At 71.9% G+C, this 26,379-nt stretch carries 26 protein-coding genes and 1 pseudogene; 12 read left to right on the forward strand and 15 right to left on the reverse strand.

All coding sequences use genetic code 11. The features are described from left to right. Positions 1-4 precede the first annotated feature (4 nt). On the reverse strand, positions 5-385 hold the full coding sequence (locus AB0C25_RS19030) for a hypothetical protein (protein ID WP_357374790.1): 381 nt from the start codon (positions 383-385) through the stop codon (positions 5-7). A 134-nt stretch (positions 386-519) separates the two neighbouring features. Between AB0C25_RS19030 and AB0C25_RS19035 the strand changes: the two genes are divergently transcribed. Further along, positions 520-1,512: an RNA polymerase subunit sigma-70 gene (locus tag AB0C25_RS19035; RefSeq protein ID WP_357374792.1), complete on the forward strand. Its 993-nt coding sequence runs from the start codon at positions 520-522 to the stop codon at positions 1,510-1,512. A 49-nt stretch (positions 1,513-1,561) separates the two neighbouring features. On the opposite strand, the pseudogene AB0C25_RS19040 reads toward AB0C25_RS19035, so the two are convergent. From AB0C25_RS19040 to AB0C25_RS19050, 3 genes and pseudogenes are all read right to left on the reverse strand, one after another. Next, a pseudogene (locus AB0C25_RS19040) lies at positions 1,562-1,900 on the reverse strand (serine hydrolase); the annotation flags it as partial. After that, the gene (locus AB0C25_RS19045) at positions 1,899-2,711 is read right to left on the reverse strand and encodes a DUF4396 domain-containing protein (RefSeq protein WP_357374794.1); all 813 of its coding nucleotides are present in this window, start codon (positions 2,709-2,711) and stop codon (positions 1,899-1,901) included. The gene AB0C25_RS19045 and the pseudogene AB0C25_RS19040, both read right to left, overlap by 2 nt. 67 nt (positions 2,712-2,778) lie before the next feature. Beyond that, positions 2,779-3,426 carry an NAD(P)H-binding protein gene (locus AB0C25_RS19050; RefSeq protein ID WP_357374796.1) on the reverse strand — a complete coding sequence of 216 codons (648 nt, stop codon included), beginning with the start codon at positions 3,424-3,426 and terminating at the stop codon, positions 2,779-2,781. Positions 3,427-3,516: 90 nt separating this feature from the next. On the opposite strand from AB0C25_RS19050, the gene AB0C25_RS19055 reads away from it, so the two are divergent. After that, on the forward strand, positions 3,517-3,924 hold the full coding sequence (locus AB0C25_RS19055; RefSeq protein WP_357374798.1) for a helix-turn-helix domain-containing protein: 408 nt from the start codon (positions 3,517-3,519) through the stop codon (positions 3,922-3,924). Positions 3,925-3,933: 9 nt separating this feature from the next. On the opposite strand, the gene AB0C25_RS19060 is transcribed toward AB0C25_RS19055, so the two are convergent. The 3 genes from AB0C25_RS19060 to AB0C25_RS19070 all read right to left on the reverse strand — a co-directional run bounded on the left by AB0C25_RS19060 (position 3,934) and on the right by AB0C25_RS19070 (position 6,407). Next, a complete protein-coding gene (locus tag AB0C25_RS19060) occupies positions 3,934-5,025 on the reverse strand; it encodes a winged helix DNA-binding domain-containing protein (protein ID WP_357374800.1) in 1,092 nt (363 codons plus the stop codon). A 92-nt stretch (positions 5,026-5,117) separates the two neighbouring features. Further along, positions 5,118-5,318: a hypothetical protein gene (locus AB0C25_RS19065; protein WP_357374802.1), complete on the reverse strand. Its 201-nt coding sequence runs from the start codon at positions 5,316-5,318 to the stop codon at positions 5,118-5,120. A gap of 381 nt (positions 5,319-5,699) precedes the next feature. After that, positions 5,700-6,407, reverse strand: a complete 708-nt coding sequence (locus AB0C25_RS19070; protein ID WP_357374804.1) for a carbonic anhydrase — start codon at positions 6,405-6,407, stop codon at positions 5,700-5,702. 160 nt (positions 6,408-6,567) lie between these two features. On the opposite strand from AB0C25_RS19070, the gene AB0C25_RS19075 reads away from it, so the two are divergent. Both AB0C25_RS19075 and AB0C25_RS19080 read left to right on the forward strand, forming a co-directional pair. Further along, on the forward strand, positions 6,568-7,236 hold the full coding sequence (locus AB0C25_RS19075; RefSeq protein ID WP_357374807.1) for a HEAT repeat domain-containing protein: 669 nt from the start codon (positions 6,568-6,570) through the stop codon (positions 7,234-7,236). 7 nt (positions 7,237-7,243) lie between these two features. Then, the gene (locus AB0C25_RS19080) at positions 7,244-8,323 is read left to right on the forward strand and encodes a MerR family transcriptional regulator (RefSeq protein ID WP_357374809.1); all 1,080 of its coding nucleotides are present in this window, start codon (positions 7,244-7,246) and stop codon (positions 8,321-8,323) included. A gap of 40 nt (positions 8,324-8,363) precedes the next feature. Here the strand turns inward: AB0C25_RS19080 and AB0C25_RS19085 are convergent, their stop codons facing one another. Both AB0C25_RS19085 and AB0C25_RS19090 read right to left on the reverse strand, forming a co-directional pair. Next, on the reverse strand, positions 8,364-9,872 hold the full coding sequence (locus AB0C25_RS19085; protein ID WP_357374811.1) for a DUF1996 domain-containing protein: 1,509 nt from the start codon (positions 9,870-9,872) through the stop codon (positions 8,364-8,366). Between the two features lie 290 nt (positions 9,873-10,162). Continuing rightward, positions 10,163-11,176, reverse strand: coding sequence for a saccharopine dehydrogenase NADP-binding domain-containing protein (locus tag AB0C25_RS19090; protein ID WP_357374813.1), 1,014 nt, complete (start codon positions 11,174-11,176; stop codon positions 10,163-10,165). Positions 11,177-11,270: 94 nt separating this feature from the next. Here AB0C25_RS19090 and AB0C25_RS19095 point away from each other — a divergent pair, with 94 nt between their 5' ends. Beyond that, positions 11,271-12,212, forward strand: a complete 942-nt coding sequence (locus AB0C25_RS19095) for a helix-turn-helix domain-containing protein (RefSeq protein ID WP_357374815.1) — start codon at positions 11,271-11,273, stop codon at positions 12,210-12,212. Here AB0C25_RS19095 and AB0C25_RS19100 read toward each other — a convergent pair. From AB0C25_RS19100 to AB0C25_RS19110, 3 genes are all read right to left on the reverse strand, one after another. After that, positions 12,209-14,251 carry a glycogen debranching N-terminal domain-containing protein gene (locus AB0C25_RS19100; protein ID WP_357375041.1) on the reverse strand — a complete coding sequence of 681 codons (2,043 nt, stop codon included), beginning with the start codon at positions 14,249-14,251 and terminating at the stop codon, positions 12,209-12,211. The genes AB0C25_RS19095 and AB0C25_RS19100 overlap by 4 nt on opposite strands. Before the next feature lie 12 nt (positions 14,252-14,263). After that, positions 14,264-14,626 (reverse strand): SCP2 sterol-binding domain-containing protein, encoded by a 363-nt coding sequence (locus tag AB0C25_RS19105; protein WP_357374818.1) that lies wholly within the window; start codon positions 14,624-14,626, stop codon positions 14,264-14,266. Positions 14,627-14,711: 85 nt separating this feature from the next. After that, the gene (locus tag AB0C25_RS19110; RefSeq protein WP_357374819.1) at positions 14,712-15,728 is read right to left on the reverse strand and encodes a carboxypeptidase-like regulatory domain-containing protein; all 1,017 of its coding nucleotides are present in this window, start codon (positions 15,726-15,728) and stop codon (positions 14,712-14,714) included. Between the two features lie 230 nt (positions 15,729-15,958). Here AB0C25_RS19110 and AB0C25_RS19115 point away from each other — a divergent pair, with 230 nt between their 5' ends. From AB0C25_RS19115 to AB0C25_RS19125, 3 genes are all read left to right on the forward strand, one after another. Next, entirely contained in the window at positions 15,959-16,909 is a 951-nt protein-coding gene (locus AB0C25_RS19115) for an SRPBCC family protein (protein ID WP_357374821.1), read from the forward strand. Between the two features lie 25 nt (positions 16,910-16,934). Continuing rightward, complete coding sequence (locus tag AB0C25_RS19120) at positions 16,935-18,107, forward strand: zinc-dependent alcohol dehydrogenase (RefSeq protein ID WP_357374823.1); 1,173 nt, start codon at positions 16,935-16,937, stop codon at positions 18,105-18,107. A 251-nt stretch (positions 18,108-18,358) separates the two neighbouring features. After that, a complete protein-coding gene (locus tag AB0C25_RS19125; protein WP_357374825.1) occupies positions 18,359-18,934 on the forward strand; it encodes a GNAT family protein in 576 nt (191 codons plus the stop codon). On the opposite strand, the gene AB0C25_RS19130 is transcribed toward AB0C25_RS19125, so the two are convergent. Beyond that, positions 18,931-19,947 (reverse strand): LD-carboxypeptidase, encoded by a 1,017-nt coding sequence (locus AB0C25_RS19130; RefSeq protein WP_357374827.1) that lies wholly within the window; start codon positions 19,945-19,947, stop codon positions 18,931-18,933. The genes AB0C25_RS19125 and AB0C25_RS19130 overlap by 4 nt on opposite strands. Before the next feature lie 378 nt (positions 19,948-20,325). Between AB0C25_RS19130 and AB0C25_RS19135 the strand changes: the two genes are divergently transcribed. Then, positions 20,326-20,712, forward strand: a complete 387-nt coding sequence (locus AB0C25_RS19135) for a DUF2267 domain-containing protein (protein WP_357254044.1) — start codon at positions 20,326-20,328, stop codon at positions 20,710-20,712. A 12-nt stretch (positions 20,713-20,724) separates the two neighbouring features. Here the strand turns inward: AB0C25_RS19135 and AB0C25_RS19140 are convergent, their stop codons facing one another. After that, the gene (locus AB0C25_RS19140) at positions 20,725-22,203 is read right to left on the reverse strand and encodes a glutamate--cysteine ligase (protein ID WP_357374829.1); all 1,479 of its coding nucleotides are present in this window, start codon (positions 22,201-22,203) and stop codon (positions 20,725-20,727) included. Between the two features lie 183 nt (positions 22,204-22,386). Between AB0C25_RS19140 and AB0C25_RS19145 the strand changes: the two genes are divergently transcribed. After that, positions 22,387-22,728 carry a DUF3817 domain-containing protein gene (locus AB0C25_RS19145; RefSeq protein WP_357375043.1) on the forward strand — a complete coding sequence of 114 codons (342 nt, stop codon included), beginning with the start codon at positions 22,387-22,389 and terminating at the stop codon, positions 22,726-22,728. Between the two features lie 44 nt (positions 22,729-22,772). On the opposite strand, the gene AB0C25_RS19150 is transcribed toward AB0C25_RS19145, so the two are convergent. Beyond that, the gene (locus AB0C25_RS19150) at positions 22,773-23,321 is read right to left on the reverse strand and encodes a hypothetical protein (protein WP_357374831.1); all 549 of its coding nucleotides are present in this window, start codon (positions 23,319-23,321) and stop codon (positions 22,773-22,775) included. 142 nt (positions 23,322-23,463) lie between these two features. Between AB0C25_RS19150 and AB0C25_RS19155 the strand changes: the two genes are divergently transcribed. Both AB0C25_RS19155 and AB0C25_RS19160 read left to right on the forward strand, forming a co-directional pair. After that, positions 23,464-24,588 carry a Vms1/Ankzf1 family peptidyl-tRNA hydrolase gene (locus AB0C25_RS19155; protein ID WP_357374833.1) on the forward strand — a complete coding sequence of 375 codons (1,125 nt, stop codon included), beginning with the start codon at positions 23,464-23,466 and terminating at the stop codon, positions 24,586-24,588. Further along, complete coding sequence (locus AB0C25_RS19160; RefSeq protein ID WP_357374835.1) at positions 24,581-26,335, forward strand: thiamine pyrophosphate-binding protein; 1,755 nt, start codon at positions 24,581-24,583, stop codon at positions 26,333-26,335. Before AB0C25_RS19155 ends, AB0C25_RS19160 begins: the two co-directional genes overlap by 8 nt. Positions 26,336-26,379 lie beyond the last annotated feature (44 nt).

A 26,379-nucleotide genomic window follows, 5' to 3' on the forward strand; every position in this document is an offset into this window, starting at 1 on the left:
GCGGTCAGCCGCGCGCCCTGCGCCGGGTGAGCACGTCGCGGATGGCGAGCACGACGAGCGAGAGCGGGATGACCACCCACAGCTGGAGCACCGTGTACCGACGTAGCTCCCCGTCGATGGACGCGCCGGCCAGTTCGGCGTCGAGGGCGCCGGGGCGCATCAGCGCGATCGCGTACGCGGACAGCGGGGCGTAGTTGAGACCCGCGCCGGTCAGCCACAGCCCCAGTACCCGGCTGCCGAGGCCGTGCGCCGACGCCAGCAGCCAGACACCCCACGTCACCATGACGACCACGCCGACGAGGAACTCGGCCAGGATGATCCAGCGTCGACGGGTGGTGCCCCGGCTGCCGTACATGTCGATTGCCGCGAGGCGACGAACGTTCATCGCAACGATGGTGCCACCGCCGGGCAACCTCCGGAGTCGGGCCGGAAGACCGCCGGACCGACGCCGGTGATGAGTTTTCATGCCCGCACCGGTCACACCCACGACAGGACCTGACGAGGCGGAAGGATGACGTGATGAGTGCGGACACACGGTTGGACGGATTGGGCGAGGTCGACGAGCTGACGTTCTCGGGGCTGGCGGCTCGGCACCGGCGGGAGTTGCACGTGCACTGCTACCGGATGCTCGGGTCGTTCGAGGACGCCGAGGACGCCGTACAGGAGACGTTGCTGCGTGCCTGGCGGGGGCGGGAGACCTACGAGGGACGGTCCACGTTCCGGGCCTGGCTGTACCGGATCGCCACGAACTCCTGCCTGAACCTGCTGGCCAAACGCCGTCCGGAGCCCGCCAGCGGTGGTGAGGTGCGGTGGCTCCAGCCGTACCCGGATCGGCTGCTCGACGAGCTGCCCGCGGGTGGCGCGGACGAGCCGGAGGCGCTCGCCGTCGCGCGCGAGACGATCGAGTTGGCGTACGTGGTCGCGGTCCAACACCTCGCGCCGCGCCCACGGGCCGCGCTGATCCTGCGCGACGTGCTCGGGTGGCCGGCGAAGGACGTCGCGGACCTCCTCGGGGACTCCGTCAACTCGGTGAACAGCGCGCTGCAACGGGCCCGCGCCGGCATGCGGGAGCACCTACCCGCCGAGCGGCAGGACTGGACCGGCGGCGAGGAGGACACCGGCACCCGCGAGTTGGTGCGCCGCTTCACCGACGCCAGTGTGGCCACCGACATCGACGTGCTCGCCGCCATGCTGCGCGACGACGTCCGCTGCTCGATGCCGCCCACGCCCGGCCTGTCCGTCGGCCGCGACACGGTGGTCGCCAACTGGGTGCAGGACGGGTTCGCCGACCTGCGGGGCCTGCGCGGGGTCCCCACCTCGGTGAACCGGCAGCCGGCGGTCGCCTTCTACCTGTGGCATGCGCAGGAGCGCGCGTACCTGCCGTTGACGATCGACGTCCTGCGCGTCACCGGCGGCGCGATCACCGAGATCGTCACCTTCCACGACGACCAGTTCCCGCGGCTCGGGCTGCCCGAGCGCCTGCCGGCCGACGGCGTCGAACAGGCCCGCTGACCGCGCCCGGACCCATTGCCGCGCACACCCTCGGCGACCACCAACCCGGTCACAGGTGGGCGACGACGACCCTGGTGGCCTGCGCGATGAGGCCGTCGTCGGGGGTGGCGTCCTTCGTGTCGCGGCTGGAGAGCACGGCGAGCACGATCGGGGCGCGGTCGGGCGGCCAGAGCACGGCGATGTCGTTGCGGGTGCCGTACCCTCCGGTCCCGGTCTTGTCCCCGACCACCCAGCCCGCGGGCATCCCGGCGCGGATCAACGCCGCGCCCGTGGTGTTGCCGCGCAGCCAGCCGCGCAGTACGTCGCGGTCCGCGGGCGTCAGGGCGTCCCGTGCGCGCTCGTCTGCGCCGCGAGCGGTGGCCCGCAAGCGGTGAGCCCCGCCGCGTTCAGTCGTAGGGGAGTCGGCGCGGTTCGAGTCTCCACCCTCGGCCGAGCTGCCAGGAGGCGGTGGGCCACGCCGCGATGAAGCCGGCGATCAGCCCCAACTGGCCCGCGAACCAGAAGATCGGGCTGTCGGGCCGCAGGGGTGGCTCGGGAAAGACCACGCGATGCGCGAGCGTCAGCCACACGAACAGCGTCGCCTCGAACGCGGTGATGGTCAGCAGCTCGACGCGGGCGACCGTGGACAGGGCGTGCCAGATCTTCCGGGCCCTGCGACCGGGTGCGCCGACATACCGGAAGAGCACCGCGATCGCCACCGCCGCCAGGTAGTCCCCGGCGTAGTCGACCCACAGGCTCTCCTGCGCCGGGTCGGACCTGACGACGTACAGGGCGACCTCGGCGACGACGAAACCGAGGGCGCAGTGGGCGCCGCAGCGGGACACGTGCGTGACGACGATGCCCCGGCGGGGCCTTCGGGGCTGCCCCTCCTGCCGCCTCTGGCCAAACGCCTCCGGCCTGCCCCAGTTCCAGTAGAGGCGCACGGCTGCCGGGCCGACGTAGAGGACGGTCACCAGCCAGACGATCTCCATGACCCGGACCGGCTGACGGTGCCCACGAAGATAGGTGTCGGCGACGACGATCACGCAGCTGACGAGCCCGAACGCGAGCGATACCCAGGACAGCACCAGGAGCCAGGTGGGTTGCATCCGCGCCCCTTCCGCACGCGGGGCGACGACGCCCTCCCGCTGCCGCATCCGGAGGGGGCGCGCTGGCCGGCGGCACCGACCGAAGGCACTTCGCAGTGTTCCATGCCGCATCCGCCGGCAGCGGGAGATCGGGTGTTCCCCGCCGACGGCGGACCGATGGTTGCCGCCGGCCTCGTCGTCAGTTGCCGAGGTTGACCTGCGTCCGGTGGTGATCGCCCTTCTCGATGAGGTCGACGAACCCGAGCGCGTAGTCCGCGGCGGAGATCGCTCCGCCGTCCTCGGGGGCGACCGCGACGTCGTCGCCGAGCCGGTAACGGCCGAGTTGCTCGCTGGGCAGGTATGCGCCGAACCGCAGCGCCGGGCTCACGAAGACCCAGTCGAGTGTCGCGGGCGCGGCCGGGAGGTCCTCGATGATGAGCGCCGCCCCAGCGCGGATCTCGTCGTGGAGTTCCGCCGGGACGTGGCTGAGGTCGGCGACGAAGCGTTCCGCCCCGGGCGCGGGGCGCAACGACGAGTAGCCGCCGACGACGAACAGGGGAACGCCGGCGGCATCGGCCAGACGTGCGACGGTGCGGTAGACGTCGCGGAAGACGCCGGCCAGGGGGCCGCGTGGGGCGAGTGCGGCCACGACGACGTCCGCACCTTCGATGGACGCCGAGAGGGTTGCCTCGTCTCTGGCGTCGCCCTGGCGGTAGGTCACGTTCGGGACCGGCGCCGAAGGCACCGAGCGGCTCAGTGCGGTGACCTGGTGACCGCGAGACGCGGCCTCCGCGACGATGGCCGAACCGGCGTAGCCGGTGCCGCCGATGACGGTGATGCGAGACACGAGGTGTGCCTTTCCAGGAGATGGCTGGCGTCGGACGACGCGCAGCGATTACCGTACGAGTGCAACTCTCCAACGGGAAGTAGGCACTTTGTGGTAACCACCCCCGGGGTCGAGCCGGTGCTGCAGGGCAGCCCCTACCGCGCGGACTGCCCGACTCGTCGCATCCTGGACCGCATCGGCGACCGTTGGACGGTGCTCATCGTAGGCGCGCTCTGGGACGGCAGCGCCCGATTCTCCGAGTTGCGCCGACGCGTCGAGGGCGTCTCGCAGAAGATGCTCACCCAGACCCTTCGCGGGCTCGAACGCGACGGTCTCGTGCGCCGCACCGTCTACCCGGAGGTGCCGGTCCGCGTCGAGTACGCGCTCACCGAGGCCGGACGTACCCTGCGCGGGCCGCTGCGCGCGCTGGAGGAATGGTCGATCACCCACCTCGGCGACGTGTCGGCGGCGCAGGAGGCCTACGACCGAGCGTCGGACTCCGCGGATCGCGACCACTGACGCCGACCGTCAGGTCGCGAAGTCGACGCCGCTGAGGGAGACGGACCGGTACGCGGCGAGGCGCTCGGCCTGTGCGGTGACGGCCTTACGCGCGGCGTCCGACAGGGGGTGCCAGGGCTGGACCGCGACCGTGAACGTGCGACCGGACCTGCGGGGACGCCAGGTGCCGACCAGGTCGCCGTCGACCAGGACGCCACCGGGGCGACCCAGCACGGGCCACAACTCCTTCGCGTGGGCGGTGTCCGGCACCAGCGTCGCCCGGTCCTTGGCCTGGAGGAACAGGTCGAACGGGCCGAGGAGGCGGGTGACCCGGGTGCCGGCCGATGCCAGCGCATCCTCGTCGGCGGCCAGCAGCGAGCGCACCTCGCCGCCGACCGTCACCTCGATCACGTCGTCGGGCCAGCGCGCCTTCACGTCCTTCAGCGGTGCGTCGAGATAGTCGGCCACCTGTTTCGGGGTGGCCGGGCCGAGCAGGCGAAGGTAGGCGCGGACGAGGTCGAAGCGATCGCCCGGGGCGGCCGCCCTCCGGAGCCCGGCGATGCGCCGCAAGACCGGTGGTGAGGTGTCGAGTTGCAGCTCCAGGCCGGCCCGCGCGGCGGCGAGCCGGAACGGCATCTCGTAGACGTGCGTGGCGTCGCACGGCCGGCAGAACCGCAGGTACGGCTCGGGCAGCACCGTGGCCAGGCGGCCGGAGACCTCTCCCTTGACCGTCGGCGTGGTGACGATGGCCCGCATGCGGGCGGCCACCTCGTCGAGGGCCGCGAGGTTGGCGATGCCGGCCGCCTTCAACGGCTTGGACGCGTCGTAGATGCGCTTGCCCGCGTCGGCGTCGGAGAAGGGCTCGACCGCGGCCACCACGTGCCCGACGTCGGCCCGCCGGAAGAGGTGCGGGGCGCCGCGCACCGTCCACAGCAGCACCACCTCCTCGCCGGACAGCGCGGTCACGTCGACGCCGCGCGCCGCGAGCGCCCACCGCGCGCCGTCCGGACCGGTGTTCTGCACCCCGATGTCCAGGACGGCGGTATCGGCGAGCGTGCCCTCAGTTCGGTCGAGCTGCTGGGCCCGGACCCGGAAACTCAGCACCTGCTGTCGATCGACCATGCCTGCACCCTAGTTGCGGCGGCTCGGCCGCCCATCGGTACGACGTGCCGAAAGGCGTCGGCCGCCCTGACCCGGGCGGTGCGGTCGTCACCTCAGCTCAGCAGGGCCACCGCGGTCAGCACCAGCCCGATCGTGGCCATCACGATGCCGGTGGTGCGATATTCCGAAGACCTCGCCCGGTCGTACTTGACCAGGCCGAAATGACCCACGAGGCGGGCCATGCCGATCGGGCGCCACGCCAGTAGGGCGCCGGCCACCACGGAAAACAATCCGACAATGAGCACGGTCGTCATCGCCCGAGGATAACGCGACACGTATCAGAGGGCAGTGCGAGAAGTGGTGATCCGCTCGCACGGCCACGGACCTGTCGCCCGCCGGCGGCGGTGTCTAGCGGCGGCGATGCCGCGTCACTGCCCCCGCCACAGCGATGGACACCGCCGCCACGGCAGCCACTGCCAGCACAATCGACGCTCCCGCCAGTCCCATGCCGACATCGTATCGCCGCTGCCACTCTCCCGCGTGGAACGCGTTGTCGACAACCACGTGCCGGACGACCACGAATCGCCGCAGGACACCGAATGGCGGGCGGGCAAGCCCGCATTTCCGCTGGGCTCAACCGCCTGCTCCCGAGGGCACCCCGAGCCGAGAAGGGGAACGACCGGGGAGCCCGGCCGTCAGGCCACCAGCGACGCTCGGCCGTTGTCAAGGTCGTAGCGGGCGCCCACGACGCGCAGCGCACCCTGGTCCACCTTCTCCGCGATGATCGTGCTGCGCGCGGAGAGCGCCGCCACCTGCGCGGCGATGTTGGCGCGGACCCCGTTCTCCACCGGGTCGCCGGGCTGGTCCAGCACCGGCTCGACGACCGGACGCAGAGCGTCCACGATGACGCCGATGTGCCCGGGTGCCGTACCGCCGCTGTGGATGGCGTCGATGGTGGCGGTGATCGCGCCGCAGCGCTCGTGGCCGAGGACGACGATCAGCAGGCTGCCGAACTCCTCCACGGCGAACTCGACGCTGCCCAGCAGCAGGTCGTCGACGATGTTGCCGGCTACCCGGTTGTCGAACAGGTCGCCGAGGCCCTGGTCGAAGAGCACCTCCGGCGCCACCCGGGAGTCCGCGCAGCCGACGGTGATGGCGAACGGGTGCTGGCCGGCGGCGAGTCGGTGCAGGTCGGTGAGGCCCTGGTGCGGGTGCCGGCCGTGGCCGGAGGTGAACCGCCGGTTGCCGGCCTGCAGCCGACGCAGCGCCTCGGCCGGCGTATCGACCGGGTTGTCGAGCGGTGCGGCGGCGGCAGCGGACGGGCTGGCCGCCGCACCGATTGCGACGGCGGCCGCGCCACCGGCAGTCAGGAGCGAACGACGGGACAGGTGTGCACGTGCCAAGGCGATCTCCCGGGAGGCTAGGTGTTGGCTCCTTCCTATCAGTCGATGCCTACCGATGGACCTACCGTGGTCAACGAAAGTTGCCTGGGGCACCCGTCGCCGGACGCCTTGACCTTGACACGGTGACAAGGTCTTCAGTGACATCGAGGAGGTGGTCTCGATGACCGGACCGGAGCAGGACACGAACACCAGGCGGGCGCTTGAGGCGCTGGAGCACGGCGACCCGTCGGTGCGGCTGCGCGCCGCGCTGGCGGTCGGCACAGCCCCGGACCCGCGGTTCGTCGACACCCTCGTCGCGCGATGCGCGATCGAGCCCGAGTTCTCCGTACGCGAGATGCTCACCTGGGCACTGCTCCGCCACCCACCCGCACTGACCGTTCCGAAGCTCACCGGCCAACTCCGCTCGGAGCGGGCGCAGGCCCGGAGCCAGGCGTTGCACACGTTGTCCAAGATCGGCGATCGGCGGGCCTGGCCGGCGATGACCCGGGCGCTTCTGACCGACCCGGACGACGAGGTGGCGCGAAGCGCCTGGCGGGCGGCGGTCGTCCTCGTGCCCCCGGCCGACGAGCCCGAGTTGGCCGACGTGTTGGCGACGCAGCTCGGGCGCGGCACGCGGGATACGCGGTTGAGCCTCAGCCGGGCGTTGGTCGCGCTCGGTGCGGTGCTGACGCCGATCCTGCGCGTCGCGATGACAGATCCGGACCCGCAGGTACGCGCGCACGCGATCGCGACGCAACGGCTGGCGCGGGACCCGGATGCCGGTGTCGAGTTCTCGATCGAGGAGGCGAAGCGTGTGGTGGCCCTCGGCGCGATCGGCGAGAGGGGATGATGCGCAGGTGTTGATCGGTGACGTGGCGCGCCGGTCCGGGGTCAGCGCCCGCATGCTCCGGCACTACGACTCACTCGGCCTGGTCCGACCGACCGGCCGGAGCGGCGCTGGCTACCGGGAGTACTCCGACGAGGACCTCCGGCTGATCTTCCAGGTCGAGAGCCTCCGGTCCCTGGGCCTGTCGCTGCGGGACGTCCGGCGGGCGCTCGACGATCCCGGCTTCACCCCCGCCGACCTGGTCGGCGACCTGATCCAGCGGACACGACAGCGCATCGCGGACGAGCTGGACCTGCTCACCCGACTGCGTCGGATCGGTGCCGCCGAACCCGCCGACTGGGAGGACGTCCTCCAGGTCGTCGCGCTTCTTCAGGCACTGGGCTCGCCGAGCGCGGGCCGGCGTCAGCGCGCGGCCCTGTCCTCGGTCGACGGAGTTCCGGTGCCCGTGGAGGCACTCGTCGAGGCGGCGCTGGACGAGTCCGACCCGAACGTCGCCGGGGCCCTGCGGTGGGCGCTGGCGCAGTCGGGGGGGAGCGGCCTGGCGCTGCTCGCGGACGGCCTGCGCGCCCCAGGGGCCGAGGTGCGCGAGCGGGCCGTCCAGACGATCGCCGAGATCCCGCACGACGCGGCGACCGATGTGCTGCGGGACGCCCTCACGAACTCCGACGTCGTGGTCCGCAGGCACGCGGCGCTGGCGCTCGGGGCACGGCGGGTGGCGGACGCGGTCCCGACGCTTGTCGACATGGTCGTCGAGGAGACGGAGGACGCCGAGGCGGCCGACATGTTGGCCGTGCTGGCGAGCGAACCCGCGGTGGCGGAACGGATCGCGACCAGACTCGTCGACTGCCTCGCCCGGGGGACCCTGGCACCGTCCGCGCGTCGGCGGCTGACCGAGGCGCTGGCGGACATCCCCGGCGACACCGCGGAGCGCGCCCTGGTGGACCTGTCCCGGGACGACGACCGCGCCGTCGCGCTGACGGCGACATCCATCCGCACGCTCCGCGCGGGGACCGGCAGGCGCCGCACCGGGTTCGGAGTGATTCGCGACGATCCCGGGCCGGGCACGACGCCGGACGACCCCCTCGCCTGAGCGAGGGGGTCGTCGGGTGGCAACGGTGTGGGCGCGCCGGTCAGCCGCCGGCGAACGTGACCTCGGTGCCGCACTTGGCGTTCTGGTTGAGGCAGGACTTCACCAGGGCGCCGAGGCGTGCCGGCTCCCAGGCGTTCATGAAGTCGCCGTGCATGGACGACGGCTTGCCGGAGGAGAGCGTGAGACCGTCACCGCCCAGCGACTGGTAGTTGACCATGAAGGACAGGTCCGGCACGGCCACCGGGTACTTGCCGGTGCAGACCCCGTTCACCGGGTCGCCCATGTGCGACTTGTGGTCGGGTGAGTCGATGTTCTTGCCGTCCCAGCAGTCCTTGAACACCAGTTGGAAGATCAGGTTGCCGCCGGGGGCGCAGACCGGCCAGTTGCCGTCGGCGCTGCGGCCGATCTCGGCGCTACCGGCGCACCAGAACTGGTTGCTACCGGCGTTCTTCGGGGTGTCGACCTGCCGCTTGGCGTCGCCCTCGACGACTCGCAGGCCCGGCGGGAAGGGCTTCACGGTCGACGGGTCCTTGACCCGCGAGCCGTAGTAGACGCGCATGCTCTTGATCGGGACCGGCTGACCGTCCTTGCGCAACTCCGGGGTCCAGTAGGCGCTGTTGTCACCCGGGGCGTTGCAGTTGGTCGTCGCGGAGAGCAGCTTGTCGGTCGTGCTGAACGCGTCGACCTTCGGCCCGAAGAACGTGTGCATGTGCGAGGCGCCCGGCAGGGCCGGCACGACGATCGGGTCGTCCGGCGCCGAGTTGGCGACCTCGCAGTCGGTGTGGAACTCGGGGACCCGGGTGGTTCCCGGCGTCACCGCCTTCGGGGTGAGGGCGTCGAAGGCGGCCAGTTCCCTGCTCCAGCGGGCCTGGTCGACCGGGACCCAGCCGGCGGCCGGTGCGCTCGGCGGGACGGACGTGGAGGCGGACGCCGACGGGGTGGGACTCGGCGCGGACGAGGCGGAGGGCGTCGCCGAGGCGCTCGCCGGCACGCTCGGCGACGAGCCCGCCGCAGGGCCGAACGTGAACCAGTTCAGGTTCACGAAGTCCGACGTCGAGGTGCTCTTCATGACCGCGAAGACGGTCTGCGGGCCGGCCGGCACGCTGGATGCCTTCGCCGTGACTGTCGTCCACTTCTGCCAGCCGCCGGTCTGCGCGATCGGGAAGGTGGCCAGCGCCTGCCCGTCCGGCGCGCCGAGGCGCAGCTCGACCGCGCCGCCGGTGGCGTTGTGCGCGGAGACCCGGGCCGTGAGGTTGGCGCCGGTGATCGACACGCCGTCGTAGCGCAGCCAGTCGCCGCTGGCCAGCCAGCCGACGTTCCGACCGCCGTCGGCATCGCCGGTGCCCTCGGTCTGCGCCCCGGACTGTGCCGCGAAGGCCTCGGCCTGGACCCGGCCGGGCACGGCGACCTCTTCGGCCTGGGCGCCGGCGATGTAGATGCCGCTGGCGCCCAGTGCGGCCACGACGGCGGCGGCGAGCGAGATACGGGTGCGGCGGCGACGCTGTCGCGCCCGGTCCGCCGGTGCGACATGCGCGGGGGGAGTCCGCATTACCAGTGTTGTCCTTTGCGTCGGTGACAAAACTCTTGACGAAAGGAAGTATGGGCGCGCCGCGAGTCGGCAACAACTCGCGGATGAAGAATTAAGAACGGTGGTTGGTAAAACTGCTGGTCACCGTCGTCTCCGTTCGGGATAACAGTTTTATGGCCGTGCAGTCTTAAGTCTTCTTTAAGTGTTTGAATGCTGGGGTGCGTCTCCCTGGCGCTTAGATGATTACACTTTTCTGAGGTTATTTGTTGCGGTCTCCCGGCGTGGCGGGTGGGGCGCCCGTCGCCGACGATTCAGCCGTCGACCAACTCGACCGAGATGCTTGACGACAGCGAGCGGAGAAAGTCGGCCGCGTCGAAGATCTCACCGGCGGAGGCGACACCGCTCGTCCTCGTCTGACCGGCGAGGATGCGGCGGACCGCCTCGACGGCCAGGGGCGCGCTGACCGCGTAGATGTCCCGGCCGGTGGCGACGACGCGCCGTCGCGTGTCGCCGCGCCGCACCACGACGTCGACGGTGAACATCTGCGCCGAGCGCCCCGACCCGTCGGCAGCGACCGGTGCCTGCGCGGCGGCCAGGTCGGTGGCGGCGTCGGCGGCCATGTAGGTGCGGACCTCGGGGATGGCCAGGTGGCTCGGGACGGTGACGACGTCGGCCATGGTGAACTCACCGAGCACCCGGCGCCGGCCCAGCGGCGGGGGAAAATCCCAGTCCAGGCTCGGCAGGTCGTGCTCGCCGACGTGGTACTCCAACCGTCCGCCGGTGTAGCGGACCCGGCGGCCGTCACGCCGCTCGCGGGAGACGACCCCGGCGGCGAGGGTCCCGGCCGTCGGGTGCCAGCTGCTCAGTCCGTACGCGACGTGTGCCTCGTCGGCCGACGTCCAGTCGCCCATCGCCGTGGTGACCAGCAGGTCGCCGAGCCCGCCGAAGAACGCCATCGCCGGGACCACCGCGACGCCGGCCGCACGGGCGGGCTCGCTGAAGTGCGCGAACGTGTCGACGTTGGCCTCGATCTCGGCCGCCACGTCCACGTACGGGATCCCGGCGCGCAGCGCGGCCTCGATCACCGGCGCGGCGGTCGAGGCGAACGGGCCGGCGCAGTTGACGACCGCGTCCACGCCGGTCAGCGCCTGGTCGAGCGAGACCGGGTCGTCGGCCGACGCCACCCGGTAGGCGAGCCCGGACGCCGCCAGCCTGCTCTCGTCGCGGCCGAGCAGCAGCGGTACGAACCCGCGCTCGCGCAACTCCGTCACCACGAACCGTCCGGTGTGCCCGTACGCCCCGAACACCGCCACGCGCTGACCCATCGCTGCCCCCTGTAAAGATCGACTGGGTACAGCCTCCAGCAGCGGCGGGTGACCGACCAGTGTCGGGAACGCCATGACCCGTACAGTTTCGGACATGACCTCTGTCGCGATCGCCGCCACCGACGGGATGCTGCACTTCGAGCTGGGGATGGCCTGCGAGGTCTTCGCCCGGGACCCGACCGGCCAGGCGGACCCGTGGTACGACGTGGTGGTCTGCGGCGCCGGGCCGGTCCGCGTCGGCCGATTCCAGCTGGAGCCCGACGACGGGCTGGAGCGGCTCGCTCGCGCCGACACCGTGATCATCCCCGCGGTGGAGGACGTCGACGCGGACGTACCGCCCGAGCTGCTCGACGCCGTGCGCGCCGCCCACGTGGCGGGCGCCCGAATGGTCTCGCTGTGCACCGGCGCGTTCGTGCTGGCTGCCGCCGGGGTGCTCGACGGGCTGCGCGCCACCACGCACTGGGCGCACACCGAGGCGCTGGCCGCCCGCCATCCCCGGGTCCGGGTCGACCCGGACGTGCTCTACGTCGACAACGGCACCGTGCTCGCCTCCGCCGGCAAGGCCGCCGCCATCGACCTGTGCCTGCACCTGATCCGCCGCGACCACGGCTCCACGGTCGCCAACGCCGTCGCCCGCCGCCTGGTGGTGCCGCCACACCGGGCCGGCGGACAGGCCCAGTACGTCACCACACCGGTGCCCGCCCGCGACGACCACCCGCTCGCCGCCCTGTTGCCCTGGGTGCTGCGACGACTGGACCGACCACTGACCGTCGAGGACCTGGCCCGGCAGGCGAACGTGAGCTCGCGCACCCTGGCTCGGCACTTCCGGTCGGCAACCGGCACCACCCCGTTGCTGTGGCTGTCGACGCAGCGGATCCGGCGGGCGCAGGAGCTGTTGGAGAACACCGACGACAGCATCGACGTCATCGCCGCGGCGGCCGGCCTGGGCACCGCCACCACGTTGCGTCGGCACTTCCACCGCACCGTCGGCGTGCCGCCGGACGCGTACCGTCGCACCTTCCGGGCCACCCGCTAGCGTTGGTCGGGGCGGTGCCGGGCGAAGGCGTCGGCCTTGCCCCAGCGGCCGGGGATGTCCAGCAGCGCGACCCGCCCGAAGGCCGACGGCAGCGCGGGGTCCACGGCCAGGTGGTCCTCGTGCGGGTTGAGGCCGAGCATGGTGCGCAGGAGCAGCACGGAGGCTCCGCTGGACCACGCCTGCGGGCTGCCGGCGGTGGGATACCGGACCGGGTAGCGGGTGGTGTTGCGGTCGAACCCGCCGAAGGCCTCGGGCAGCCGCCCCTCGAAGAAGGTGGCGGCGGACAGGATGCTCTCCGCGATGCGGCCCGCCTCGCTGGTGAACCCGTAACGGCGCAGACCCCACGCGATGAACGAGTTGTCGAACGGCCAGACCGTGCCGTTGTGGTAGCCGAGAGGGTTGTAGCGGCGCTGCCCCTCGGCGAGGGTTCGCACCCCCCAACCGGAGAAGAGCGCCCGACCCATCAGGTGTTCGACGACCTGCGGGGCACGCTCCGGCGGCACGATGCCGCTCCACAACAGATGCCCGATGTTCGACGACAGGCTGTCGACGGGAGTGCCGTCGTGGTCCAGCGCCAGGGCGTAGTAGCCGCGGTCGGCCAGCCAGAAGTCCCGGTTGAACCGGTCGTACAGCGCTGCCGCGTCGCGCTCCAGCCGCTCGGCGTAGGCAGGGTCACCCCAGACGGTACGGGCCAGCCGAGCCCCGCGGATCTTCGCGTCGTAGGCGTACCCCTGGGTTTCGCAGGTGGCCCTCGGGAAGCCCGGCAGCCGTCCGTCGGCGTAGGAGATGCTGTCCCAGGAGTCCTTCCAGCACTGGTTCTCCAGGCCGGTGGCGCGGTTGCGTCGCTCGTACCAGATGTAACCGGTGGACGTCAGGTCCGCGTAGTCGTCGATCCACGCCAGGGCCGCGCGAGCCTCCTGCTCCAACTCCCGCACCAGCGCGACGTCGCCACTCCACCGTTCGTACTCGTCGAGCAGCACCACGAACAGCGGTGAGGCGTCCACGGTGCCGTAGTAGGGGGAGTGCGGCTGTTCCTCGAACGCGGCCGACTCCCCGTAGCGCAGCTCGTGCAGGATCCGGCCGGGATCCTCCTCCAGCACGTCGTCGGTGCGGACGCCCTGCAACGAGCCGAGGATCCGTAGCGTCGGCGGGGTCAGCGACGGGGTGACGGGCAGCGTCTGCAGGCAGGTCAGCAGGCTGTCGCGGCCGAACAGGGTCATGAACCAGGGCAGCCCGGCGGCGGGCACGGCCGCGCCGCTGAGCGAGAGCGGGGCGAAGCGCAGCGCCGCCAGGTCCACCAGGCTGCGGTGGTACACCTGTTGCAGCGCGGCGCTCTCGGTGTCCAGGGTCGGCGCCGCCGCGATCCAGGCCCGCAGGCTGGTGGGCAGGGTGGAGTCGTCGGGCCGCTGAGCCCGCAGCGCGGAGCGCAGGTCGACGCCGTCCGGACGTAGCGCCAGCATGGCGACCTGCAACCGCGTCGACCACTGCTCGCCGGGGCGCAGCCGGACCGTGAAGCGGATGCCGTCCGGGTCGAACTCGGCGGGTTCACTCGCCGACACGACGACCTCACGCCGGTAGGTGCCGCGCCGGTAGCCCAGGCGCAACTCGTCCGGACCCACGTGGGTGTAGTGCGTGCCGGTCTTCGCACCGACGTCGAACTTGATCTCGAAGATGTCGGCGAAGTCGGCAGCCACCTCCAGCCGGATGTCGAGATCCCGGTCCTGGTCGCCGTAGTTGAAGATCGTCAGCGATTCGGTCAGGTCCGGGCCGATGCGCCTGCGCCGGATGGCCGACACGTCGGCCTGCACGTAGTCGACCGCCTCGCCCGGCACCACGAAGAACGTGACCTCGTAGTACTGGCTGTCGTCCACCGACAGCGCGGTCATGCACTCGCCGTTGACGAAGAGCATCCAGCGGGACAGGAAGCGGGTGTCGGCGGCGAACAGCCCGACCGGCGTGGCGGGGGACGACTCCACGTCACCACTGGCGTCGGACACCATGAAGGTGTTCCCGTCGATACACGACACGGTGCCCGGGATGTCCCTCATCGGCTACGTTCCACTGGCCGGGCCGCCCCTCTGCAACGGCCCCGGCTCACGCGGAAACAGCCGTCCGAGCCGCAACGCCAGGCCGAGGTCACCGTCGACCATGATCTCGCCGCGGGTGATCGCCGCCAGACCGTTCACCTCACCGCGCGCCATCGCCTCCGCGACCGGCGCGGACACCCTGATCACAGTGGTGGCGGGGTCGGCGCTGCGCGTCACCCGCATCCGGCCGTGGTCGATCTCCAGAAGCCACTGCTCCAGGTTGCCGCCGTCCCCGATGTCGAACCGCACGCTCCCGCACACCTTGTTGAACCGCGGATCCTGACCGGCGACCGTCAACCGCTCGAAAAAGGCACTGGTCGCCGTCATCCCATCTCCCCGTCGTGCTGGTAGAAGCGGATGCCGGCTACCCGGTGCGGCTCGCCGTTAACTCCGGCGGCCTGCCTCGTTCGGGTCATCCCAGGTCGAAGTCCACCACCGTCGGCGCTCTCCGGACCCGCACCGGGGTCGCGGCATCGAAGCTGGCCGCGTCGCGGTGCCACACCGGCGGGGCGTACGCGCAGTCGCAGCGCAGCTTCACCCGCTGCCCGGGGAGCAGGCGCAGGGTGTAGCCGCTGCCCACGTCCGCGACGCCGGCCAGGTCCCCGGTGGCCGAGTCGAACGCGAGCACCTGGCCGTACGTGAGCAGCTCGTCGACCCGAACCGTGCCGCTGACCAGGGTGCCGGCGGGCAGCGCCTGGTCCAGGGTCACCGTCTGGTGGGCGCGCACCCGCACCGTCCGCGCCTGCTCTCGACTGCCGACCCCACCGGACCACACGGTCGCGAGGCCGTTCGCGGCGAACTGCACGGGCCAGTGGTACGGCCCGAGGCCGGTGATCGTGTAGCGGCCGTCCTCGTCGGTGGTCGGGCCGTGATCGCCGTACTTCGGATGCGGCACGTACGGCACCACCATCGCCAGCGCCCGATAGACCGGAGCACCCGTCGCCGCGTCGGTCACCACGCCGGCGATGCTGCCCGGCGGATCGAGCCGGATGGCCGGCACGCCGGTCACCGCGCCAGCCCGGACCCGGACCACCCGGGCGCGCTCACGCTCACCCGTGCCGCCGTGCCGACCCACCCACTGCCAACCGTGCGTGGTCGCGTCGTAGGGGCCGACGAGCAGCCGGTAGTCTCCGGGCGTCACGTTGTCGGCGACCAGCGTGCCCTGCTCGTCGGCGCAGCCTCCGTGCCGGCCCAACTGGTCCTCGCCGAGCATGACCGCCGCCAACGCCGCGGCGTCCACCGGCACGAGCACTGCGCAGGCCCGCGGCACCGGAGCGCCCGTGGCGGCGTCGCGGACCACGGTGTGGACACTGCCAGGCGCGGGCGACGCGGAGCCGGGGGTACGCGCGGCGGCCGGTTCGGCGGCCCCGACGACGAGCAGTGCGACGGCGGCGGCGGCGGTCAGGTGGCGCGGGAGCGAGCGGCGCATGGGGGGTCGTCCTCTCGGCGGCGCGACGATTGGACTGACGGTATCGGCCCACCATTGATCCAAATCGGTCAATGTCGCCATGTTGACTGTTGCGGGACGCGCGCCCGCCCGGAACGGACCTTCTGCCGCGAACCAGGCGCGGGAGCCGCGTTCAGGACATAGCGTCAGGGCGGCGGCTGCGCCGCTGCGCCGGTCCGCCGCCGGCCACGCCGACCGGAGGGGGACCGGAGATGGACCGCGTCGACAGTGTGCTCCTGCCGGAGCTGGACGGACCCGTGCCGGCGACGCTGCCGAGCGCGCTCGGCCTGCTGAGCCTGGCCCTGGGCGTCGGCGCCCTGGTCGCTCCCGGCCCCCTCGCGCGACTGGCCGGGGTGGACGACTCCCCGGCCGCGCGCGCGGTGCTCCCAGCCGTCGGGGTGCGGGAGTTGGGCAGCGCCGCCGGCCTGCTCGGCGGTCGTCGCCCGGCGGGCTGGGCCTGGAGCCGGGTGGCCGGCGACGCCATGGACCTGACCCTGCTCGGCCGCGCCCTCGCCGACCGCAGCGGTGAACGCCGCCGCCGGGTTGCCCTGACCACCCTCGCGATCGCCGGCATCGCGGCCGTCGACGTGCTCTCCGCCGTCCGGATCAGCCGAGCCCGACGGGCACGGGCGCGGATGATCCGGATGGAGATCGCGGTGACCGTCAACCGGTCACCCGCCGAGGCGTACCGGTTCTGGCGCGACCTGGAGAACCTGCCCCGGTTCATGTCGCACCTGGAGTCGGTGCGCGCCGACGACCTGCGCCGCTCGCACTGGGTCGCTCGCGGCCCGGCCGGTCACCGTGTCGAGTGGGACGCCGAGATCATCCACGACCAGCCGAACACGTCCATCACCTGGCGTTCGATGGCGGGGAGCGGGGTGCCCAACGCCGGCCGGGTCCGCTTCGTGCCCGCACCCGGCGACCGGGGCACCGAGGTCCGGGTGGAGTTGCGCTACGCGCCGCCGGCCGGCGCGCTCGGCCGGGCGGTGGCGAAACTCTTCGGCGAGGAACCCGAGCAGCAGGTCCGTGACGACCTGCGCCGGTTCAAGCAGGTGCTGGAGACCGGCGAGGTGGTCCGCTCGGAGGGCAGCCCCAACGGCATCTCCGTACGCCAACAGGCCATGCAACGGCCCGCCCAGCCCCTGCCGTCGTCGCGCCGATGACCGCCCGCTCCGAAAGGGACCGACGATGAAGGCCACCGCCTGGATGGGCACCGACAAGGTCAAGGTCATCGACGTACCGGACCCGAAGATCATGAACGCCCGGGACGCGATCGTCCGGATCAGCACCACCGCGATCTGCGGTTCCGACCTGCACCTGTACCACGGTTACATCCCCGCCATGCGCAAGGGCGACATCCTCGGCCACGAGTTCATGGGTGAGGTGGTCGAGGTCGGCCCGCAGGTGCGCAACCTCAAACCCGGCGACCGGGTGGTCGTGCCCTTCCCGATCGCCTGCGGGCACTGCTCGTCGTGCCAACGCGGCCTCTACTCGGTCTGCGAGAACTCCAACCCGAACGCCGGCATCGCCGAGAAGATCATGGGCCACTCGCCGGCCGGCATCTTCGGCTACTCCCACCTGCTCGGCGGGTACGCCGGCGGTCAGGCCGAGTACGCCCGGGTGCCGTTCGCCGACGTCGGCCCGCTCAAGGTGCCCGACGACGTCCGCGACGACCAGGCGGTCATGCTCGCCGACGTGTTCCCCACCGGCTACATGGGCGCCGAGATGTGCGACATCAAACCCGGGCAGGTGATCGCCGTCTGGGGCGCCGGGCCGGTCGGCCTGTTCGCCGCGGCCAGCGCCCGGCTGCTCGGCGCGGAACGGGTGATCGTCATCGACCGGTACCCGTACCGGCTGCGGCTCGCCGAGGAGCACATCGGCGCCGAGACGATCAACTACGAAGAGCTGGACGTGCTGGACACCCTCAACGAGCTGACCGCCGGCCGAGGACCCGACGCGTGCATCGACGCGGTCGGCCTGGAGGGCCACCACGGCAACGCCGCCATGTACGCGTACGACCGGGTGAAGCAGGCCGCCCGGGTCGAGACGGAGCGGCCGTTCGCGCTGCGTCAGGCGATCCTCGCCTGCCGCTCGGGAGGGGTGGTCTCGGTCGTCGGCGCGTACGGCGGGTTCGTCGACAAGTTCCCCATGGGCGCGTTCATGAACCGGTCGCTCGTCATGCGGACCGGTCAGTGCCACGTCCAGCGCTACACCCGGCCGCTGCTGGAACGGATCCAGCGTGGCGAGATCGATCCGAGCTTCATCGTCAGCCACCGGCTGCCGCTGCGCGACGCCCCGAAGGGCTACAAGATCTTCCAGAAGAAGCAGGACGACTGTACGAAGGTGCTGCTCTCGGTCTGACCGACGCCTGCCTCCCACCATCCGGGCGACGAGTCTCTCCTGCCGGGACGACCGCTTGATCAACTCGGTTTCCCTGATGTCGGGGCGTCCGGTCAACGAGGATGCCCCGACATCAACGAACCCGTGATGATCAGGGCCGGCGCGACGCCGGAGCCCGACCCGCGCGGCAAGGCGGCAGGCGGCAGGCGGCAAGGCGGCAAGGCGGCAAGGCGGCAAAGCGGCAAAGCGGCTTGGCGGCTAGCGTGTCGGCAATGGAGCGTATTGGCGTATCGGTGCCGGTGACGGCCGAGCTGGCCATTCGGCTGCGACCGGTTACCCAACCCGACCTGGCGATGTTTCGCCGGTTCCGTGTCGAACCGGGGCTGATCGGGCTGGACTGGGCCGGCTTCCAGGACGCGGAGGCGCCGGCTCGGCGGTTCGCGCTCGACGGCTACCTCGGCGAGGACGACGGGCGGCTCATCGTCGAGGTGGAGCAGGAGCAGACGGCCGCCGGGCTCGTCAGCTACACCTCCGGGCGTTACGCCGGGCGGGCGTCGTACTGGGAGATCGGGATCGTCCTGCTGCCGCCCTGGCGCGGGCGGGGCATCGGTTGGCGGGCGCAGGCACTGCTCTGCGACTACCTGTTCCACCACACGCCGGCGCAACGCATCCAGGCCGGCACCCACCCGGAGAACATCGCCGAGCAGCGGGCGCTGGAGAAGGCCGGCTTCCAGTTGGAGGGCGTCGTGCGGGCCAGCGAGTTTCGGGCCGGCCAGTGGCGCGACGCATACCTCTACAGTCGGTTGCGCGACGACCCGTCACCCTGGGACGCGGGGACCACCGGCTAACGCGCCCGGACCCCGGACTCCACCGTCAGGGTCCCCGCCTCGGCGTCGATCGTGGCCCGCGCGCCGAGCGGCACGGTGAGCTGCCCGTTGCCATGCCCCAGCCGGAGCCCACCCAGGACCGGCACGCCGAGGTCGTACAGGCGGTCCTTGAGGACCGCCGCCGCGTCCCACTCGCCGGGTTCGCCGACGCTGTTGGTGATCTGGCCGATGACCACCCCGGCGACCCGGGACAGGACGCCCACCCGGCGAAGTTCGGTCAGCATCATGTCGATGCTGTACGGGGCCTCGTCCACGTCCTCGAAGAACAGGATCGCGTCGTTGAACTTCGGGGCGTCACTGGCGCCGAGCGAGGTGGAGAGCAGGGTGAGGCAGCCGCCGAGCAGTGGCCCCGAAGCCCGCCCGGGCACCAGCACGGGAGCGGCCGTCTCGGCCGGATCCCGGACGATCGTGACGGGCGCGGTGGTCATCACCGCCTGGCGCAGGGCCTCGGCCGACTCGGGGCCGGTGCGGCTGTCACTCCAGTTGACCATGGGGCCGTAGAAGGTGACCAGGCCAAGGTCGCGCCAGAGCTTGCCGTGGATGCTGGTGATGTCGCTGAAACCGACGACCACCCGTGGATCCCGGCGCAGACCGGAAACGTCGATTTCGTCGACGATCCGCTGGGTGCCGTAACCGCCCCGGGCGGCGAAGACCGCACGGATCCCCGGATCGTTGAGCGCGGCGTTGAGGTCGGCCAGCCGCTGCGCGTCGGTGCCGGCCAGATAGCCGTACCTGGCGAAGACGTGCTGGCCCAACTCGACCACCAGGCCCCAACTGCGCAGGATCTCGATGCCGCGAGCCATGTTCGTGGGGTCGGGAGTGCTGCCCGGCGACACGACCCGGACCCGATCGCCGGGCGCCAGCGCCGGTGCCCGCAGCACGCGCTTCGCACCACCCGGCGCGGCCTGCGCGGTCCCGGTCTGCACCCCGCCGGCGAGCACCGCGCCACCGGCCGCCGCCCCCATCCGCAGCATGTGTCGACGGGACAGGGGGACCCGCGCGGGCCCCCGGGTCGAAGCTGGGTCTGTTCCAGACGTGGCCACCGGCGTCCCCTCATCGTGATCAGACGATGTACGAGCCACCGCAGCGTACGACATCCATCAACGCCAGGCGGGGTCCACAAGGGACAGCATCCCCAGTGGACGGGCGCTGCCCTCGGCTCACCGCACGGCCCGACCTGGCTCAGCTGGCAACCCGAGTGACGTGACTGGCGGGTTTGTCCGGCCCCGCCCGCCGATGGCGGGAAGTCCGGGTCCGCGCGCGGCCCGTTTGTGGCCGGGGAGTCGGGGAACTCGCCCCGTTCGTCCGCAGGCAGGCCGGACGGCATGTCGAGCAAACCGAAGGAGCGGAGCATGGAGTACGAGCAGATGATCGCCACGGTACGACAGCGCGCTGGCCTCGGCGAGAACGAGGCCGTGCGGTCCGTAGAGGCCGTCCTGTCGGTGCTCGGGGAACGGCTCGCCGGGCAGGAGGCCGACCACCTGGCGGCACAGCTGCCGGAGCGGTTGAACGGGTCCGTCACGCGCAATCCGCAGGGCCGCCGCTGGGATGTCGGCGAGTTCCTGAAGGCCGTCGGGGACCGCGAGCAGGTCGCGAACGCGGACCACGTGCGTCAGCACGCCCAGGCGGTGTTGCGGACCGTCGCCGAGGCGCTCGATGACGACCAGCGACACGACCTGCTCGCCCAGCTGCCCGGCGGCATCACCGACCTCTTCGGTGTGCCCACCCCGCGAGGCTGAGCCCCGGGGCGCCTACGGGATCGGCCACTCGTGCACCGGGCGGTTGCTGTGCATCAGGTCGATGTAGTGGCGGACCACCTCCCGGAGCGCCTCCGGCCGGTCCAGGTGGTCGGCGGACTCCAACCGGTGCAGCGTCTCCACCTGCCAGGTCGCGCCGTTGCGGCTGGTCAGGCAGCGCTGCTCGATGATGCCGAGCAGCCGGTCGCGCTCACCGGGGTCGAGCCCCCACCGGTCCAGGCCGTGGTGTGCCAACGGCAGCAACCGGCGCAGCACCAACTCGGTGACGGGCAGGTAACCCAGGCCGGGCCAGAAGACCTGCGCGTCGATGCCGTGCCGGGCGCAGTTGGTGAAGTTCTCCTCAGCGGCGCTGAACGACATCTGTGACCACAGTGGCCGGTCGGATTCGGCCAGGGCACGGACCAGCCCGAAGTAGAAGGCGCCGTTGGCGATGGTGTCCAGCACGGTCGGCCCGGCGGGCAGCACCCGATTTTCCACCCGCAGATGCGGTCGGCCGCGGGACACGTCGTACACCGGGCGGTTCCACCGGTAGATCGTGCCGTTGTGCAGGCGCAACTCGGCGAGATTGGGCACCTCGCCGGCCGCGAGGGCCTGCGCCGGGTCCTCCGGGTCGCAGACCGGCAGCAACGCCGGGAAGTAGCGCACGTTCTCCTCGAACAGGTCGAACACGCTGGTGATCCAGCGTTCGCCGAACCAGACCCGGGGGCGTACCCCCTGGGCCTTGATCTCTTCCGACCGGGTGTCGGTGGCCTGCTGGAACAGCGGAATGCGGGTCTCGCGCCACAGCTCCCGGCCGAAGAACAGCGGCGAGTTCGCACCGACGGCCACCTGGACGCCGGCGACCGCCTGGGCGGCGTTCCAGTAGTCGGCGAACTGGGGCGGGCTGACCTGCAGGTGGAACTGGGTGCTGGTGCAGGCCGCCTCCGGGGTGATCGTGTCGGCGGTGACCGCCAGGCGTTCCACGCCGCTGATGGCGATCGGCAGATCCTCACCGCGCGCGGCGAAGATCTGCTCGTTGAGCAGCTTGTAGCGGGGATTGGCGGAGAGCGTCTCGGCGGTCAGGTGCTCGGGGCGCAGCGTCGGCAGGATCCCGATCATGACCATGTGCGCGCCGATCGCCCGCGCCTTCACCTCGGCGGCGTTCAGGCTGGCCCGGACGTACTCCTCGAAGTCCGCGGTGCCGGTGCCGGTCAGCCGTCGCGGCGGCACGTTGATCTCGACGTTGAACTGGCCCAACTCGGTCTGGAAGCTCGGGTCGGAAATGGCCGCCAGCACGTCGGCGTTGCGCATCGCCGGGTTCGACGCCTCGTCGACCAGGTTCAGCTCGATCTCCACGCCGGTCATCGGACGGTCCACGTCGAAGCGCGACTCGCGCAACATCTCCGCGAAGACGTCCAGGCAGCGGCGGACCTTGTCGCGGTAGCTGGCCCGATCTTCTCGACTGAAGGTTCGTACGCCGACGTCCTCGCCCATCGTCACCACCCTGTCACCGCTGGTTCCCCTAACCTCGCACGTCCTCGTCGGGCAGGGGAATACCTGAGGCTTCTTTCCTACCCAGTGACGCGCCCGGTGACCCCTGTCCCGTTCACGAGGTCCGACAGGTGGCGGCGCACCCCGCACCGCTAGCATTGCCGCCCGAGAGGTGGTGGCGTGGCGATGCGCGACAAGGTGACCCGGCTGTACGTTGCGGCGGCGATCGCGGAGGCCTGCTCCTGGCTGGGCCTGCTGGTCGGCATGCTGGTCAAGTACGGCCCGCCGGAGAACGAACTGGGTGTCAAGATCTTCGGGCCGATCCACGGCGGCCTGTTCGTCGCGTACGTCCTGCTGGTGCTCGCGGTGGCCCGCCTGCGCCGGTGGAGCCTGCCGGCCACCGTCGTGGCGCTGGCCTGCGCCGTGCCGCCGTTCGCCACCCTGATCTTCGAGCGCTGGGCCCGCCGCCGGGGCATGCTCGGCACCGCCGCCGGCCGGCCGACCCGCGAGCCCGCCCCGGTCGGTTAGTCCGCGTTCCCGCCCCGATCGGTTGAGCCGCGAGCCCGGGGCGGTCAGGTCAGCGCGGAGCAGGCCGTGATGCCGGCGACCAGCAGAGCGCCCAGGAACGCCTGCAACAACAGCGGCGGCCCGAGGTGTGACCAGAGCGTCGCGGTGCGCGGGGTGAGCAACTGCCCGGTGGTGAGGTTGACGATCCGCTCGATGCGCGGCGGCAGCTCCGGGTCGCGCTGCGGGCGCAGGGTGAGCTGCACCTGGTCCGCCGGGTGCAGGGCGCTCTGCGGCAGGTGCCCGTGCAGCTCCACCTCGCAGAGCTGGCCGGCGGTGTTGCGCAGGCGCACCGGGACGACCAGGTACTCCGGACCCTGCTTGAGTTCCTTCCAGCGTCGGCGGGTGCCGCCACCGCCGAAGGAGAACAGCGAGCGCAGCAGCAGGGCGGGCAACCGGGCGATCGCCGCCGCGGCGAGCACCGCCACCAGCACCGGCTGACCGACGCGGACCTCGCGGGTGTAACCGTCGAGCAGGCGGACCAACCGCCCGGTGACGATCCTCTCCGTCGGGTGCACGATCCGTCGGCTTTCGAGTCCGCTGTCCATTCCCACCACCGAGAGTCCGCTTGGGTGCACAGATCGTATCGACGTCCTGAGTTGAACGACGTGAATGAAACCTGGTCACGGGCTCACGGCTGCGAGGTGACATCCCGGGCGACCCGGGTAAGCGGGGGGCCGAGCTGGAAAGGGGTCGAGCATGCAGCTGTCCTTCCTGCGCCCGCTCTACGACCGTCCCGGGCCGTGGTGCTCGGTGTATCTGGACGCCTCCGCCGACACGGAGGACGCCAAACCCGCGCTGGACCTGCGCTGGCGTGCCCTGGAGCGTCGGCTCATGGAACAGGGGGCCGACGAGGCGAGCATCGCCGCGTTGGACCGGGTGATCCGTGGCCACGACCCGATGGTCGGGGACTACGGCCTCGCGGTCTTCGCCAGTCACGGGCGGGTGGTGCTCTCCGAGTACCTGTCCGCGCCACCACTGCGTGACCTGGCCAGTTTCGCGCCGCTGCCGCACGTGATGCCGCTGCTCGCCCAGCGCGGCGAACAGGTGGCCTGGGTACGGGTGATCGCCGACCGACTGGGCGCCGACGCGATGGCGGTCAGCGCCGGCGGGGTGCCCCGGCGGGCGCACGTCGCCGGGCGCGACGCGTACCCGCTGCGACGGGCGAAGCCCGGCGGCTGGTCCCAGTCGCGCTACCAGAGGGCTGCCATGGAGGCCTGGCACCAGAACGCCGGTGACGTCACCGCCGCCACGGTGGAGCTGGCGGACCGGGTCGGCGCGGACGTGGTGGTGGTCGCCGGCGACGTCCGGGCCACCGGAATGATCGCCGCCCAGATGCCGGAGCGCTGGCAGGACCTGGTGGTCCGTACCGATGCCGGGTCGCGGGCCGGTGGCGCCGACCAGACGATGCTCGACGACCTCACCGTGCAGACCATCGCGGAGGTTGCCGACCAGCGGATCAGCGCCGCGCTGGACCGGTTCGGCGTGCAGGAGGACGTGGGCGCCGGCCTCGACGCGGTCGTCTCGGCCCTGCAACGCAACCAGGTCGACACCATGATCATCGTGGACGATCCGTCGGCCGACGGCGAGCTGTGGATCGGCTCGGAGCCCACCGAGATCGCCGTCGACGCGGGGCAGTTGGCCGCGATGTCGGTGGCCGAACCGCAGCGGGTACGCGCGGACGCCGCGCTGGTCCGCGCACTGGTCGGCACCGACGCGGCCCTGACCGTGCTGGGGCCGGAGGAGGCTCCCGAGCTCACCGACGGCGTCGGCGCGGTGCTGCGCTACGTCGACCCCAGCACACCGGGGCGCGGCAATGGCTGAGCGCCGGGTGGCAGACCTCGTGGTGGAGCGGCTCCTGGCCTGGCGGGTGCCCCGCGCCTTCGGCTACCCGGGCGCGGCGATCGCCCCGCTGGTCGAGGCGTTGGACCGCACCGGCGGCGAACCGGCGTTCATCCCGGCCCGGCACGAGGAGACCGCCTCGTTCATGGCCACCGGGCACGCCAAGTTCACCGGCGGCATCGGGGTCTGCCTCGCCACCCAGGGACCCAGCGCCGTGCAACTGCTCAACGGCCTCTACGACGCCAAGCTGGACAGCAAGCCGGTGGTGGCGATCGTGGGGGAGGACATCTCCGGGCCGCTCGGCGGCGCGCACCAGGAGATCGGGTTGAGTCGGCTCTTCGGCGACGTGTGCAACCAGTTCGTCCGCTACGGCCGCAACCCCGAGGACGTGGCCGCGCTGCTGGACCAGGCGTTCCGTACGGCGGCGGCGACCCGCAGCCCGACCTGTGTCGTGCTGCCCCGGGAGTTGCAGGAAACCCTGGTGCCCGACGTGCAGACGTCCGCCGTCGGGGTGGTCTCGGCCACCCCCGGTGAGCCGCTGGCCCGGGTGCTGCCGCACGAGGCGGACCTCGACGCCGCCGCGCAACTGCTCGGTGGCGGCCAGCGGGTCGCGATCCTGGTGGGCCAGGGCGGGCGGGACGCGGCCAGGGAGATCATCGAGGTGGCCGACCGGCTCGGCGCCGGGGTGGCCAGTTCACTGCTGGGCAAGCCGGTGCTCGACGAGCGGCTGCCGTTCCACACCGGGGTGCTCGGCGAGGTCGGCACCCCGGCCGCCGCCGAGCTGATGGGTGGCTGCGACACGCTGCTGATGGTCGGCACCAACGACCCGTGGACCGACTACTTCCCGATGCCCGAGCAGGCCCGTACGGTGCAGATCGACATCGACGGCCGCCGGATCGGCACCCGCTACCCGGCCGACGTGCCGCTGGTCGGCGACGCCGCCGAGACGTTGCGGGCGTTGCTGACCCGACTGCGTGGTCGACCCGAACAGCAGTGGCGCGCCACCGTGGAGAGTTCGGTGGACCGGTGGCGGGAGGTTGCCGCCGAGCGGGCGGCCACGCCCGCCGAGCCGGTCAACCCGCAGCTCGTCCTCCAGGAGTTGTCGGCCCGTCTGCCGAGCACCGGAGCGGTCGCGGTCGACGTCGGCTCGGTCCTCTACTGGTACGCCCGGCACCTCACCCTGCCACCCGGGGTGAACGCGCAGCTCTGCGGCACCCTGGGCTCGATGGGCTGTGCGCTGCCGTACGCGGTGGCCGCCAAGCTCGCCGCCCCCGACCGGCCGGTGATCGCGCTGGTCGGCGACGGGGCGATGCAGCTCAACGGCCTCGCCGAGCTGATCACCGTGTCGCAGCACTGGCAGAGCTGGCGTGACCCACGGTTGGTGGTGCTGGTGCTCAACAACCGGGACCAGAACGGCATGGGTGGCGGGCGGCAGCCGTCGTCCGACCCGGCCAACCGCCGCCCCGACGTGCCGTACGCCGGTTGGGCCCGCCTGCTGGGGCTGCACGGTGTGCGGGTGGACCGCCCGGAGCTGGTCGGCGCGGCCTGGGACGAAGCCCTCGCCGCGGACCGTCCCTGCGTACTGGAGGCGGTTGTCGACCCGGCGGTGTCGCTGGCGCCGCCGGAGCCGGCGTTCGCCGACCTGCGCGGCCTGTACGCCGACGGCGCTCCGGCCCGGAAGGTCCGGGAGCAGGTGGAGGTCACCGCGAACGCCGAAGACCTCGTTTAGCCGCCCTCGGCCAGGGCATCAGAAGCGGCCCGACGACGCTGGAG

The organism is Micromonospora sp. NPDC048839 (assembly GCF_040649915.1).
In the GTDB taxonomy this organism is placed as follows: Bacteria; Actinomycetota; Actinomycetes; order Mycobacteriales; family Micromonosporaceae; genus Micromonospora.

Coding starts and splice junctions, on each gene's coding strand:
- AB0C25_RS19030 (WP_357374790.1), bottom strand. CDS start 385: ATGAACGTTCGTCGCCTCGCGGCAATCGACATGTACGGCAGCCGGGGC.
- AB0C25_RS19035 (WP_357374792.1), top strand. CDS start 520: ATGAGTGCGGACACACGGTTGGACGGATTGGGCGAGGTCGACGAGCTG.
- AB0C25_RS19045 (WP_357374794.1), bottom strand. CDS start 2,711: ATGCGGCATGGAACACTGCGAAGTGCCTTCGGTCGGTGCCGCCGGCCA.
- AB0C25_RS19060 (WP_357374800.1), bottom strand. CDS start 5,025: ATGGTCGATCGACAGCAGGTGCTGAGTTTCCGGGTCCGGGCCCAGCAG.
- AB0C25_RS19065 (WP_357374802.1), bottom strand. CDS start 5,318: ATGACGACCGTGCTCATTGTCGGATTGTTTTCCGTGGTGGCCGGCGCC.
- AB0C25_RS19075 (WP_357374807.1), top strand. CDS start 6,568: ATGACCGGACCGGAGCAGGACACGAACACCAGGCGGGCGCTTGAGGCG.
- AB0C25_RS19085 (WP_357374811.1), bottom strand. CDS start 9,872: ATGCGGACTCCCCCCGCGCATGTCGCACCGGCGGACCGGGCGCGACAG.
- AB0C25_RS19090 (WP_357374813.1), bottom strand. CDS start 11,176: ATGGGTCAGCGCGTGGCGGTGTTCGGGGCGTACGGGCACACCGGACGG.
- AB0C25_RS19095 (WP_357374815.1), top strand. CDS start 11,271: ATGACCTCTGTCGCGATCGCCGCCACCGACGGGATGCTGCACTTCGAG.
- AB0C25_RS19105 (WP_357374818.1), bottom strand. CDS start 14,626: ATGACGGCGACCAGTGCCTTTTTCGAGCGGTTGACGGTCGCCGGTCAG.
- AB0C25_RS19110 (WP_357374819.1), bottom strand. CDS start 15,728: ATGCGCCGCTCGCTCCCGCGCCACCTGACCGCCGCCGCCGCCGTCGCA.
- AB0C25_RS19115 (WP_357374821.1), top strand. CDS start 15,959: ATGGACCGCGTCGACAGTGTGCTCCTGCCGGAGCTGGACGGACCCGTG.
- AB0C25_RS19120 (WP_357374823.1), top strand. CDS start 16,935: ATGAAGGCCACCGCCTGGATGGGCACCGACAAGGTCAAGGTCATCGAC.
- AB0C25_RS19125 (WP_357374825.1), top strand. CDS start 18,359: ATGGAGCGTATTGGCGTATCGGTGCCGGTGACGGCCGAGCTGGCCATT.
- AB0C25_RS19130 (WP_357374827.1), bottom strand. CDS start 19,947: ATGCTGCGGATGGGGGCGGCGGCCGGTGGCGCGGTGCTCGCCGGCGGG.
- AB0C25_RS19135 (WP_357254044.1), top strand. CDS start 20,326: ATGGAGTACGAGCAGATGATCGCCACGGTACGACAGCGCGCTGGCCTC.
- AB0C25_RS19140 (WP_357374829.1), bottom strand. CDS start 22,203: ATGGGCGAGGACGTCGGCGTACGAACCTTCAGTCGAGAAGATCGGGCC.
- AB0C25_RS19145 (WP_357375043.1), top strand. CDS start 22,387: ATGCGCGACAAGGTGACCCGGCTGTACGTTGCGGCGGCGATCGCGGAG.
- AB0C25_RS19155 (WP_357374833.1), top strand. CDS start 23,464: ATGCAGCTGTCCTTCCTGCGCCCGCTCTACGACCGTCCCGGGCCGTGG.
- AB0C25_RS19160 (WP_357374835.1), top strand. CDS start 24,581: ATGGCTGAGCGCCGGGTGGCAGACCTCGTGGTGGAGCGGCTCCTGGCC.